The organism is Leptothoe kymatousa TAU-MAC 1615 (assembly GCF_018739865.1).
GTDB classification, from domain to species: domain Bacteria; phylum Cyanobacteriota; class Cyanobacteriia; order Phormidesmidales; family Phormidesmidaceae; genus Leptothoe; species Leptothoe kymatousa.
The window spans coordinates 56,113-69,076 of sequence record NZ_JADOER010000010.1 but is presented as its reverse complement, the minus strand read 5'-3'; the positions used below and the strand labels follow the sequence as shown (position 1 = coordinate 69,076).

Annotated in this window: 7 protein-coding genes; 6 read left to right on the top strand and 1 reads right to left on the bottom strand. The window is 53.4% G+C overall.

Annotated elements, in window-relative coordinates:
• The first annotated feature begins 244 nt into the window (after positions 1-244).
• Positions 245-1,075: an energy transducer TonB gene (locus IXB28_RS11460; RefSeq protein ID WP_215618736.1), complete on the top strand. Its 831-nt coding sequence runs from the start codon at positions 245-247 to the stop codon at positions 1,073-1,075.
• Positions 1,076-1,117: 42 nt separating this feature from the next.
• Here IXB28_RS11460 and IXB28_RS11455 read toward each other — a convergent pair whose 3' ends face one another.
• Positions 1,118-2,605, bottom strand: a complete 1,488-nt coding sequence (locus IXB28_RS11455) for a site-2 protease family protein (protein ID WP_215618735.1) — start codon at positions 2,603-2,605, stop codon at positions 1,118-1,120.
• A gap of 307 nt (positions 2,606-2,912) precedes the next feature.
• On the opposite strand from IXB28_RS11455, the gene IXB28_RS11450 reads away from it, so the two are divergent.
• The 5 genes from IXB28_RS11450 (at position 2,913) to hpsO (ending at position 12,911) form a co-directional block, all read left to right on the top strand.
• Positions 2,913-7,295 carry a beta strand repeat-containing protein gene (locus IXB28_RS11450; protein WP_215618734.1) on the top strand — a complete coding sequence of 1,461 codons (4,383 nt, stop codon included), beginning with the start codon at positions 2,913-2,915 and terminating at the stop codon, positions 7,293-7,295.
• Positions 7,296-7,452: 157 nt separating this feature from the next.
• On the top strand, positions 7,453-8,748 hold the full coding sequence (locus IXB28_RS11445) for a pentapeptide repeat-containing protein (protein ID WP_215618733.1): 1,296 nt from the start codon (positions 7,453-7,455) through the stop codon (positions 8,746-8,748).
• A 219-nt stretch (positions 8,749-8,967) separates the two neighbouring features.
• Complete coding sequence (gene hpsL, locus IXB28_RS11440; protein ID WP_215618732.1) at positions 8,968-10,641, top strand: hormogonium polysaccharide biosynthesis protein HpsL; 1,674 nt, start codon at positions 8,968-8,970, stop codon at positions 10,639-10,641.
• A gap of 12 nt (positions 10,642-10,653) precedes the next feature.
• Entirely contained in the window at positions 10,654-11,688 is a 1,035-nt protein-coding gene (gene hpsN, locus IXB28_RS11435; protein ID WP_215618731.1) for a hormogonium polysaccharide biosynthesis glycosyltransferase HpsN, read from the top strand.
• A gap of 56 nt (positions 11,689-11,744) precedes the next feature.
• The gene (gene hpsO, locus IXB28_RS11430) at positions 11,745-12,911 is read left to right on the top strand and encodes a hormogonium polysaccharide biosynthesis glycosyltransferase HpsO (protein ID WP_215618730.1); all 1,167 of its coding nucleotides are present in this window, start codon (positions 11,745-11,747) and stop codon (positions 12,909-12,911) included.
• Positions 12,912-12,964: the final 53 nt, after the last annotated feature.

Genomic DNA, 12,964 nt, shown 5'->3' with positions numbered 1-12,964 from the left:
GAATTCCAAACTCCGAATTCCTATGGCAAACGTCCCTATGATTCCTCAACCCAATTAAAAAATTGTCTAAAGCCATCGCTAATTCTGAAATCTACAAGGAATGATTAAATGTGACAGTCTTTTTCACCGAAGTAAAAGATCGCCTTCTCCCAGAAAAAAACAGCGTCCTAATTTCTTTTAGCCAAACGTTAATGTTGTTGCCTTAATTAGTAACTACAGCAAAATCCTGTTCCTGCGTCACTCCATGGCCAAGTCCTATCTATCAAAACTAAATCGTTGGCTAACGCCCTTGGTGCTCACATCCATTGGCTTACATGGTTTGGTGCTGGCCCTACCAATGCCCAGGCTGGTAGAAGAAGAACCCGAAAAGACGGAACTGGTGGAACCCAAGGTAATCCAGGTGGTCACATTGCCAAAATTGGCAACGGGGCCGTCCGACGCGCTGCCCCTACCAGAACCGCCGGAAGAAGCCCCCCTGGAACTGCCGCCGGAGGGTCCACCGACGGAGGTGGCCATCGTCGAAGAAATTATTGTCACGGAGCCGGAAATTCTAGAGTACCTAGAGCCCGAGCCGGAAACCGAGCCCGAACCCGCAGTTGGCCAACTGCCCGAAGAGGACAACACGCTGCCACCGCCTGAACCACCCACCCTAGATGACCGCATCGCCACGCGGGATAGCTATAGCAACTTTGATGGCACCCGCATGGGTAATGGGGTGACCACCAATCGACTAACGGAAATTTTTCAACAGACTGGCAGTTTTCCATTGCCGCTGAGGGCATTGGAGGGCACCCTATCGTCCATCGTGGTGCCGCTCCAGGACTGTCTGCCCGACCAGCCAGGCGATGCGGTCAGCGTTATGGTTAACGTCGATGCCGATGGGGCACTCATGGGAGATCCCCAACTGCTAAACAGCACAGGCTACGAGGTCCTCGATGCCAAGGCCCTAGAAATGGCACAAGCGGCGGATTATGCCCCCCACCATACGCCCGGAGAACCCAAAGGCTATACGTTTAACATCAAGGTAGATTACGAAGCTTGCAATGTGGCCGCTCTGTTAAGGTATCGGGCTTAGGCGACTTGGGAAGCCGGAAGCTTGAGAATTCAGAATTCACACCTACCCAATTCCCAATCGCCCTGCCAGGCTGGGCGTCAACGGCAGCAGGGTGGCCAACATCAAAAACAAGATCAGCAGGGCTAGGGCCGCTCGGGCATCGTCCGGTTCGCTCAGGTCGTCGATGCAGGGCCGTTCGTCGCCCCGTTGCAAAAACAGAATCAACGCCGCCCAGTAGAGGGCCAAGGGATTGGCCAGGGCAATTAGGGTGAGCACCACCAGGGTAACGGCGGTGGTGCGACCCAGGGTTTTGCGACCATAGATGGCCTGGACAATGCGACCACCGTCCAACTTACCAGCGGGCATCACGTTTAGGGCCGTAATCACCAGCCCCAGCCAGCCCATGAGCACCAGCGGGTCCACATCAACAAAATCGACGGTTTGTAAGGTATCCCCCAGCACCGTGCGGGCTAAGGCACCCACCAGCACAGATTCTTGGAAAAACTCCACCGGTAGCTGATAGGGACTGCCAGGGTGGGACAGCATTAGCCCCACGATGAGCATGGCCAGGGAAAGCAGGCCCCCGGCGGCGGGACCGGCAAAGGCAATGTCAAATAAGACAGAGCGATTTGGCAGAATGGACTCAAACCGGGTAAGGGCACCGAAAGAGCCGATCTGCCAGGCGGGCAACGTAAAGGGGAGGCCCAGCTTAATGTTGTGGCGGTTGGCCTGCCACCAGTGGCCGATTTCGTGCACCCCGAGGATGGCCATCACAGATAGGGCGGTGGGCAGTACCTCAGTCCAGCGTTGTGGGTTATCGAACAGGCTAAAGTCTTTGAGCAGGGCACCGGTTTCCAGGCTGGTGATAAATGTTGAGATCGCAAGGGCCACCACCAAAATCCTCTGGGGCACCGTGGCCGGTTTCGGATCCATCTCACTGGGCAGCACAATCACGGCGGGCCGATCTTCAGGGCCGTTAATCAAAAACAACCGGTAGCGATCGTCAAACCGATTTTCTAACTGGGCAGTCAGGGCCTTAACCGTAGCCTCCGGTTCCCCCCGCAGATTGCCCTTAAAAAATACCCCCAACCGATAGGGCACCGTTTCCGTCCGAAAAAACGTATCCACCCCAAAAATAGATTCAATCTCAGCCAGATCCTCAGGGGGGATCACCGGCGGAATCTTAGGTTCGGTCTTACCTTCGGCCGCTTCGCCGCTGTCGCCCTCGGGCTCAGCGGCATCCCCAGAAGACTCTACTGTAGCTGTGGCAACGGTTTCCACAACGGTGGGTCGGGGGGCAGCTTCGGCCAAGGCCCGTAGCTGTCGGCCCAAATATATATAGATGCCAGTGGACAGCACCACCAGGGTGAGTACCCAGGCAATATTCAAATAAATGCCAAAGGTAAACAACCCAAAAAAGGCGAGCCAGGGCACCATCAGCACCACCGACTGCAGCCAAGCATACATGCCCAGTTTGCCATCGGGACGGGCGCGAATAAATCCCCAAACCAGAATGCCAACTGCAGCTAATAAAATTAGGACCGTTACCATTGCGCAGAAAACCTGAGAGCGTTATCGAAACCCGACAAATACACTCAAAAAATTAGGTGTATCAAGGGCTTCAAGATATCACGGCACCAGAGAAAAAACCACTAACCATCACCGTTACAGCAGCCCCAGCCATACCCTGGCCAGATTGGGGCATCGCCGAGCGGGGGACGGCCCCCCAAGACTTTCCAAACCGTAATACTTCAGCATTTTTCAGCAATGGGAAGAAATGCGGTGGTATATTGACCAAAATTGGTCTTTTAAGAACTTGGACCTAAACAAGATTTAAGTCTGTCAAGGGTGTGCGGTGATGAACAATAACATCAAGGGGAATGGACGGCTCGGTCCTTGCTTGCTAAGTGCCTGCCTGATGGTGGGAATGCCCTTTAATCAAGAGGTTCGGGCCGATGGCCCACCCATCCCCGACAATACCCTCGGTGCCGAAAGTTCATTGCTCAACAGCCTAGATCCCCTCACCCAACTTGTCGCAGGCGGAGCCATCCGAGACAGCAACCTATTCCATAGTTTCTGGGAGTTTAACGTCCCAGAAAGCAGCAGTGTGTACTTTGCCAACCCGGCAGCCGTCGAGTCAATTTTGACGCGGGTAACGGGGGACAACCCATCCACTATTTTAGGACGACTGGGGGTGCAGGGGGACGCTAATTTATTTTTACTCAACCCCAATGGCATTGTTTTTGGGGAAGCGGCAACGCTGGATGTGAACGGTTCGTTTTACGCTTCAACGGCAGAGGCAATCTCCTTAGGTGACGGCGTATTTAGTGCCACTGAGCCAAGCAGCAGTCGTTTGCTGACGGTGGACCCAACGGTGACATTTTTTAATCATTTACAAACTGGACTACAAACCGGGTTGGGGGATATCAGCAATAGCGGCGATTTATCGGTGGGTAGCGGCGAAACACTGACGCTATTTGGGGCGACGGTGCTCAGCGATGGAGCCTTGTCTGCGCCGAGGGGGACGGTGCAGGTTTTAGGGGACCTGGTGGGTTTAGTGGACCAGGCGACGGTGGATGTGTCGGGTGCGGACGGCGGCGGCACGGTGTTGATTGGTGGGGACTACCAGGGGCAGGGAACCACGGCGGAGCGGACCACGGTGGGGGCCGATGTGGTGATTGCGGCGGATGCGTTGGAGACTGGCGATGGGGGTCGGGTGATTGTGTGGGCGGATAATGCCACGCAGTTTTTGGGGGAGATTAGGGCCCAGGGGGGACCCCAGGGTGGCGATGGTGGATTTGTTGAGGTGTCGGGGCTGGCGGTGTTGGATTTTGGTGGGGTGGTGAATACTCAGGCGGTGGCGGGAGAGTCCGGGCAACTGTTGTTGGATCCGGTGAATATTTTGATTGCGGAGACACCTGATGCGGGATTTACGACGGTGGAGCAGACGGATGGGGTATTGGCTGATTTTTTGTATGGCGCGTTGGAAGATGAAGGGCAGAACAGTCATTTGACGCCGGGAACTGTTGAGGCATTGTTGGCGTTGAATGATCTGACCCTGGAAGCAACAAATGTTATTCTTGTTGAAGATGATATAAATTTGTTTAGTGAGAATCAACTAAGACTGCGAGCTTCCGTTATTGGGGTACTTGGTGCTCGTTTAAGACAGTTTGGAGGTGGGGATATTGTTTTAGAGACGCCCCAAGTGGACGGTAACTTTATTCTAGTAGAAGCAGGACAAGTTCTGAACAGTGTAGCTTTTAGTCCTAGTCCAGAGGGAGGAGATATGAATATCACCACCTATGACTTATTAATCAGAAACAACGGTGTTGTTGGTGCAATTACTGCTGATGAAGGAAATTCAGGACAAGTTAAAATTTTAGCGGCAAATGACATTATCGTCGATGGGGCTAATGCTTTTATTATCAGTCAAGTAGGCTCAAATGCTTTTGGAGATAGTGGGGGTGTTTCGATTACAACCAACAATCTTTCTATCCAAAATGGTGCAACAGTAAATTCGAGTACTTTTGGTAATGGCAAAGCGGGTCAGGTTGATATTGCCGCCACAGGAAATATCACGGTTGATGGGAGCGGTTCTGGCATCGGTAGCACGGTAGGCGAAGGAGCAGTAGGCGATAGTGAAGGTATTTCAATCATAACCAACAATCTTTCTGTCCAAAGTGGTGCAGCCATAATTACAAGCACCTTTGGTAATGGCAACGCGGGGAAAGTTGAAATTACGGCCACACATGACACTATAGTTGATGGGACTGATTCTTTTATTGGCAGTGAAATAGGCTCAAATGCCGTTGGCGACAGTGGGGGTGTTTCGATTACAACCAACAATCTTTCCGTCCGCAACAGTGCACAAGTCAGTGGTAATACAAGTGGGCAGGGTAACGCAGGTCAGGTTAAGATCACAGCCACAGGTAATACTATAGTCGAGGGAACTAACTCCTTTATTGGTAGTGAAGTGGTTCGAGGTGCAATTGGCGATAGTGAAGGGATCTCAATTATAACTAACAATCTGTCTGTGCTTGATGCAGCGATACTCAGTTCGAGTACCTTTGGAGAGGGCAACTCAGGTCAGGTTAAAATTGTAGCCAGAGGCGATATCACGGTTAGTGGCATTGGTTCTTTCATTGACAGTCAAGTAGGCGGAAGTGCGGTTGGCAATAGTGGAGGTATCTTGCTTGTAGCCAACAACTTATTGGTCGAAAACGCGGCAGTAGTCAGTGCGAGTACTTTTAGCAAGGGTAATTCTGGTCAGATTGAGATTCTAGCTACAGGCAATACCACAGTTGATGGAATTAATTCTGGAATCACCAGTGAAGTAGGCTCACTAGAAGCGGTCGGCAATAGTGGAGGTGTGTCAATTACAACGAACAATCTATCTGTCCAAAACAACGCAGTCGTCACTGCAAGTACTGGTGGAGAGGGGGACTCAGGGCAGGTTAAGATTACAGCAACAGGAGATACCATAATTGATGGGACTGGCTCTTTTATTGTTAGTGAAGTAATTCCAGGTGCCGTTGGCAATAGTCAAGGTGTGTCAATTACAACGAACAATCTTTTTGTTCAAAATAATGCACAAGTTAGTACAAATACCTTTAGCAATGGCAACTCGGGGCAGATTGAAATTGTAGCTACAGGCAATATCATAGTTGATGGGGCCGACTCTGGCATCGGAAGTGAAGTATTACGACGTGCGGTTGGAGACAGCGGAGGTGTGTCAATTACAACGAACGATCTCCACATACTCAATGGAGGGGCTATTAGCACGAATGCTGGTGGAGTAGGCAATTCAGGACGAGTTGAAATTACAGCCATAGGCGACATCATCGTTGATGGAAACAATTCTTTTATTGGTAGTGAAGTAATTCGACGTGGGGTTGGTAATAGTGAGGGTGTATCGATTAAAACCAACAATCTCTCTGTTCAAAATAATGCGATTGTCAGCGCAAGTACTTTTGGTAATGGCAACTCAGGTCAAGTCGAGATTTTAGCTACAGGTGACATTTTAGTTAGTGGAAACAACTCCTTTATAGACAGTCGAGTAGACGGAGATGCTCTTGGTGATAGTGGAGGAGTTTCAATTATAGCAAGCAATCTTTCTGTTCAAGATAATTCACAAGTCGGTGCGAGTACCTTTGGAGAGGGCAACTCAGGTCAGGTCGAAATTTTGGTCACAGGCAATGTCACGGTGGATGGAACCGATTCTTCTATTGATAGTCAAGTGGGAGAAGGTGCGGTTGGCGATAGTGGAGGGGTTTCAATTACAGCTAGTAATCTCTCTTTGCGCAATGGCGCATCTGTGACAACTCGTACTGATGGTAATGGTACCGCTGGCGTTTTACGCCTACAGTCTAATCCTGATACTGATCTCAATGTAGTTTTAGCAGAGAACGGTTCGATTAATACTCTTACAAACAGTCAGAAAAATGGAGGTGACTTAATTATTAGAAGCGATCGCACCCTCACCATTCAAGGCCCAGGGGAACTCACCACCGAAAGCCTCGGCACCAACACCGGCTCCGCAGGCAATCTCAACATTACCGCCAACTCAGTCCTCCTAGACGATGGCGTTGAACTGTCTACCCAAACTGCCTCCATTGAAGGGGGCGGCAACATTAATTTCGACGTAGACCGAAGCATCATTCTCCGCCGAGGCAGCTTTATCAACGCCGAATCCACCAGCGCTACACCTGGCAGCGGCAGCGGCGGCAACATCAACCTCAATGCCAGTTCCCTCGTCGTCATCCCAGCCGAAAACAGCGACATCATCGCCAATGCCATCGGCGGCGACGGCGGCAATATCCAAATCAATGCCGCAGGCATCTTTGGCCCAAAACAACAAACAGACCTCACCACACCTGAGCTGCGCGCTAACGGCATCAGCGATATCAGCGCCAGCTCCCAATCCGGTCGGTCGGGCACCATTGACCTAAACGCCGACTTTGAACAAACCCAAGCCCTAGACGAACTACCCGATAACTTTGTTAACGCCGATCAGCTAGTCGCATCCAGCTGCATTGCCCGCAGCGACAATAACGAAAATAGCCTGTTACTCACCGGAGCTGGCGGTCTGCCCCAACAACCCGGCGAACCCCCAAGAATTAGCTACCCCACCGGCACCGTGCAAGCGTCTTCCACAGCAGCCCAACCCATCCAAGAACCCCACAGCATCTACCAACTAGCCAACGGTCGCCTAGTCATGGGACGCCCATGTAACCAAAACTAACCCCAAACCTTTTCCCAGCTGCCGAATTCAAAATTCAAAATTCCAACTTTCTACCCCATTTTCCAGAAACATTACGCATTAAGCATTAAGTCAATACCCCTAACCCCACCTTTCGGGATAAACTGCGCACAGCTGCAGCCCTAAGACATTTTCCTGTATGAGCGCCCAAGAGCCGTTTGCCCAAAAGCCGCCCACCGCGGAGCCTTCGTCTGCTGATGCCATGCCACCAGTTCCATCACCTCAATCTTCGGAACGTTTTACCCTGGACTACAACCCAGATCCCGATTTCGCATCCCTGGCGGAACCCCACAGTGAGGAAATGGCTCTGACGCCGCCCCGTGGCCCAATAAAACTGCCAGTGCCGTTGTTTATTGCGATCGCATCCACCCTGATTACCCTAATCGGCCTGGGGTTAAATAGCTTTTGGCTAATTTGCTTTGGGTCCTTGGCCGCCCTAGCCATTTCCATTCGGCTGGCCATGCCCACCATGCGGGCCATCGCCAACGACCTATCCCCAGAGCAGCGATCGCTCATCATCGCCATTCCTGGCCTGGTGCTAGGCATCTTTGGCCTGATGCAGGTCAGCGGCATCAACGCCAGCTTTATGCGCTGGGGAGCCACCCGCGAATGGGAATGGGAAGCCATCGGCGCCCTGGGCGATTTCCTCGGTGCCCTGGGCCAAATCTTTATCGCCGTACTGGCCCTATATGTTGCCTGGCGACAGTTTATAATTTCCCGCGACCTCACCACCCAGCAAAACCTGATCACCCAGCAGCAAACCATCGATGCCTACTTCCAGGGCATTTCCGAACTGGTGCTGGATGACGAAGGCCTGCTAGAAGACTGGCCCCAGGAACGCATCATTGCCGAGGCCCGCACCGCCGCCATTTTGGGCAGCATCGACGGCGAAGGCAAAGCCAAAGTGCTGCGGTTTTTGTCCCGGTCTAAGCTACTCACCCCCCTAGCGCGGGACCAGCGACTGGGGCGTCCCATTTTGGATGGGTCCGGGGGCTACGCCGAAGATCGCCTCAATGGTACTCGGGTCATTGATTTGGGGGTCATGCTGGCGGCTGGGGATCTATCGGGTAACGACCTGCGCTGGGTGGACCTCAGCGGCATTAACCTGATCCGGTCTGACCTATCCCAATGCTCCCTGGTGCGGTCCGATTTGGCCCGTACGGTGCTGTGCGACGCCAGCCTGGCGGGGGCCGACCTCATGGGCACCCGATTTTTCTACGGCACAGCGGAAACCGCCACCCCCAGAACCCGCACCGACACCCCGGACTACGACACCGGGGAATTTACCGGAGCCGTGGTAGAAGGCATGGACCTATCCGGGGCGCAACGTCTATCGGAAAGCCAACGCTGCTACCTGTGCCAGTGGGGGGGCAGCAAAACCCGAGCCACAGTGCCAGGGGGCTGTCGGGATATTCCCAACCGCCTAGGAAGATAGGTTTTTGGTCTCCCCTACGGGGGCCGCATTCTAGAACATTTAGCCAGGGTGACCCTACGGAAATCTGCTGGTATAAAAATTTTTTGTAAGGTTGATGCAATTCCGACTTGATTTCTCTATGAATCAAGTCAGGTTTGGGTAAATTAGACTTGCCCCTCGGCCGCTCTAATAGTGGCCAAGGTGGGCACCACCGTCCGATTGCCCCTTTTTTACCCGCCCATGGCCTCCAAAAAGCTGCCTAAAAAGCTTAAGAAGCGCTCTAAAAAGAAAAACCAAAAAGCAGACGATACTGCGGTTTCCACCCTGAGCCCCAAGGAGCAACGGAGAAATGAACGGGCGGCGGCCAAGGCCCGGGCCCAGCTAGTGCAGTTTACGGTCACCACATTTGTATTGGCCGCTGTGGTGGGGCTGATTATGGGATTGCTAGTGGACCCCACCCTGGGGGTGGCGGCCACCGCCGCCCTGCTCTGCCTCGCCCTATCGTTTAAGTACCAGCGCGAGGCCTTCTACGCCTTTATTATCTATATTCCGTTTTCCGGCACCGTCACCTATATGCTCGGGGGCAATTCGTTGCTGCAGCTAGCGAAGGATGGCATTTATGTGCCGGCGCTCATTGGCGTGATGCAACTGTGCCAGAAAAAACGTCTGCCGATTTTGTTGCCGGAAGCGATTAAATTTCCACTGGTGCTGGCGCTCACCATGATTTTTATGAACCTACTGCTGGTGAATGTGCCCCAGCAGTTTGAAGGGGGCGGCGATCAACCCATTTTGATGGGGGTGCTGGGCATTAAGGTGCTGTTGGGCTATTTGCCCGTCATCACCTGCATCTATTATTTGATGCGCACGTCGAAGGATCTATATTTTTTGCTACGGATCCAGGCGGCCCTGGTGATTGTGGCCTGCCTGTTAGGCTTTTGCCAATATTTTATGTTGCTCACGGGCATCTGCCCCAGCACTGAATCGCTGGGGGCCCAGGGCGATGAACTGTTTAAGGCCTCGCTGCAATCGCGCTGTTTGGTGGGAGGGGCCTTGCTATACAGTCCGTCCCAGGGGCAAATCCGTTTGCCGGGTACGTTTGTGGCCCCCTGGCAGTGGGGATGGTTTTTAATTTCCAGTACCTTTTTTAGTTTTGGGACGGCGTTTAACGATCGCTCACCCATTTGGCGATTGGTGGGCATTGTGTCCCTGGTGATGGTGTTTGTCATGTCGGTGGTATCTGGCCAGCGGATTGCCCTATCTTTGGTGCCGGTGGTGGTGGTGTTGCTCAGTGTGATGACAGGGCAAGTGGCCAACTTGAAACGGTTTTTGCCGGTGGGGGTGGTGTTGGCGCTAATTTTGGTGGGGCTATCTCTCCGCAACCCGGAGGTGGTGCAGGAGCGCATTGCCAGTTTCCAGGACCGTTGGAACGCCTCCCCACCCCATGCCTTTGTGATGCAACAATTTGAAGAGGTATCCCACGCCCAGGAGGGAATTTTAGGTAATGGGGTAGCGCGGGCCACCAACGCGGCTCGTATTTTTGGGGATGTGCGGTTGCTGGAAACCTATCACCCCAAGCTGCTATACGAACTAGGCCCCCTCGGGCTGCTGACGATGTTGATTTTATATGCGTCCTTGTCGGTGGCCACATTTAAGGCCTATCGCAAAACGAAGGATAAAAACCTGCGGGGCTATGCCGCCTCAATGTGGGTATTTGTGCTGTTTATTAGTTTCTTTCCCTATTACTATCCTTTGGATGTGGACCCGGTGTCGGTCTATTACTGGCTGGCCGCTGGCATTACGCTGAAAATTCCCACCCTGGATAAGCAGGAACGGGAAGCGGCGGAACCGAAAAAGAAACGGCGATCGCGATCGCGTAAAAAGAAAGCCCCCCAGGAAGAACCCCAAATAGCTTAATTAATAACCCCTATGGTTTCAGAATTATTCATATCCGTCGTTATTCCCACCTATGGGCGAGAAGCTGTTCTGTGTAGCACCATCAAAAATGTTCTAGAACAAACCTATGCGGCCTTCGAAGTCATCGTCGTCGATCAGACCCGCAACCACAAACCTGCCACCGTAGAATTTCTCAACAGCCTCCAGACCAATCCCCAGGTCAGCCTCTACACCGTTGACTGGGCCAGCCTCCCCGCCGCCCGCAACTACGCTATCGAACGATGCCACGGCGACATCATTCTATTTTTAGACGACGATGTGGAACTGCCCCCCGGCTTCCTTGCCGCCCACGCCCACACCTACCAAACCCGCAGCGACGTTGGCGCCGTAGCCGGGCGCGTGTTCGACCGGATGAAGCTGGCCGAGTCTAACTCCGCCAAACAGATCGACACCTTGCCCCCCGAGGCCATGGATCCCGGCATCGCCTGGTACCACATCGACCTGGTGCACACCGTCAAACCCCAGCAGGTGCTCACCGCCCGGGGTTGCAACATGTCCTTTCGGCGCGATGTCTTTTCCACCCACGGCCTCCGGTTCGACGAACGGTTTCAAGGCAGTGCCGTGCGTGAAGAATCGGACTTTTGCCTGCGGTTTCGTCGGACCGGTCTCAAAATTTGGTACGACCCCAAAGCCAACCTCATCCACCTCGGCGAAGAAACCGGCGGCTGTCACGACATCAGCACCCGGTCTTTGAAATATCAGCTCACCTTTTACCACAACCATTTTTTAATGGCGTTGAAAAACCTAACGCCCTGGCAGCTGTTGCGACTCTCGCACCGGCTGTTCGACTGCCATGTGTTGGGCAGGCCCCCGTGCAACAAAAGCGGCTCCCCCATCAAAGTCATTAGCCGCTTTGGGTTTTACACCCTAGGTTTCCTCAAAGCCTGTTGGACCCTGATGAGCACTGTCTCCAGCCAGGGCAGACTGCACAGCCTACCGGCCCAGACCATGCCCGCACCCCGGCCCCAAGCCAGCTCCCCCACGGAAGCCCTCACCGGTTCGCCATAGGGTGGGCACGGCCCACCGATTCCCCCCGCACTCCTTACCCATTCCCCAAACAACCCATGAAAGTTTTAGTAGCTAGCCACAGCTACATTGTGGAGCTGAACTGCGAAAAACTACGCACCTTAGCCCACATGGGGCACGACGTCACCGTAGTGGTGCCCAAACGCTGGAATCCAGGTGGTGTCCAAAACCGAATCGTAGAACCCGAGCCCCGGCAGGATGGCTCTTTTCGCGTTGTTCCCATTTCCAACCTGAGCCAAAACAACCAGGGGCTGCTCAGTTTTGGCTGGGACATTGTCCCCCTCCTCAAGGCATTTCAACCCGACATCATCCAGGTAGAACAAGGTTCTAAATCTCTCGGCTATGCCGAATTAATCACCCTCAATCGGCTGCTGGGGGGCAACGCCAAAAATCTCTTTTTTACCTGGTGGAATTTACCCTACGAACTCAAGTTCCCCCTATCGCTGCTAGAGGCCTATAACCTCAACAACACCGATGGGCTGGTGGTGGGCAACCAGGATGGGGCCGATATCCTCAAACAGCGCGGCTACCATGGCCCCGTGCGGGTCATGCCTCAGCTAGGGGTGGATGAACGGCTGTTTCGCCCCACCCCCCAACCGCAGCTGCGGCAACAGCTTTCAATTGCGGAGGGTGAGTTTATCATCGGCTTTGTGGGCCGCTTCGTCCCGGAAAAAGGCCTGCTTACCCTATTCAAAGCCCTGGCCACCCTGGTAAATCTACCGTGGACGTTAGTGTTGCTGGGGCGAGGTCCCCTCAAGGAAGAGCTGCAAAACCAGGCAGATGCCCTCAATATTAGCGATCGCATCCGCTGGATTGAGAGCGTGCCCCACGACGCCGTCCCAGACTATATCAACCTGATGGACACCCTGGTGCTCCCCTCTGAAACCACCTATGAATTTAAAACCCTCACCTCCGTGGGCTGGAAAGAACAGTTTGGCCATGTGTTAATCGAAGCCATGGCCTGCCAAGTCCCCGTCATCGGCTCCGATTCGGGGGAAATCCCCCATGTGATCGACGATAGTGGCTTAGTCTTTCCAGAGGGGGACCATGGGGCCCTAGCCGACCGCCTCACCCAGGTAATCAAACAGCCGGAGCAACAACAAGCACTGGCCCAAAAAGGCTACGCGCGCGCCATGAAACACTACACCAACAAGGCCCTGGCAACAGAGCTGTTAGGGTTCTACCAGGAACTATTAACGTCCTAATTCCCCATCTCCAATTCCCCCGCCCAGGCCACACATCCGTGGATACACGCAAA

Coding starts and splice junctions, on each gene's coding strand:
- IXB28_RS11460 (WP_215618736.1), top strand. CDS start 245: ATGGCCAAGTCCTATCTATCAAAACTAAATCGTTGGCTAACGCCCTTG.
- IXB28_RS11455 (WP_215618735.1), bottom strand. CDS start 2,605: ATGGTAACGGTCCTAATTTTATTAGCTGCAGTTGGCATTCTGGTTTGG.
- IXB28_RS11450 (WP_215618734.1), top strand. CDS start 2,913: ATGAACAATAACATCAAGGGGAATGGACGGCTCGGTCCTTGCTTGCTA.
- IXB28_RS11445 (WP_215618733.1), top strand. CDS start 7,453: ATGAGCGCCCAAGAGCCGTTTGCCCAAAAGCCGCCCACCGCGGAGCCT.
- hpsL (WP_215618732.1), top strand. CDS start 8,968: ATGGCCTCCAAAAAGCTGCCTAAAAAGCTTAAGAAGCGCTCTAAAAAG.
- hpsN (WP_215618731.1), top strand. CDS start 10,654: ATGGTTTCAGAATTATTCATATCCGTCGTTATTCCCACCTATGGGCGA.
- hpsO (WP_215618730.1), top strand. CDS start 11,745: ATGAAAGTTTTAGTAGCTAGCCACAGCTACATTGTGGAGCTGAACTGC.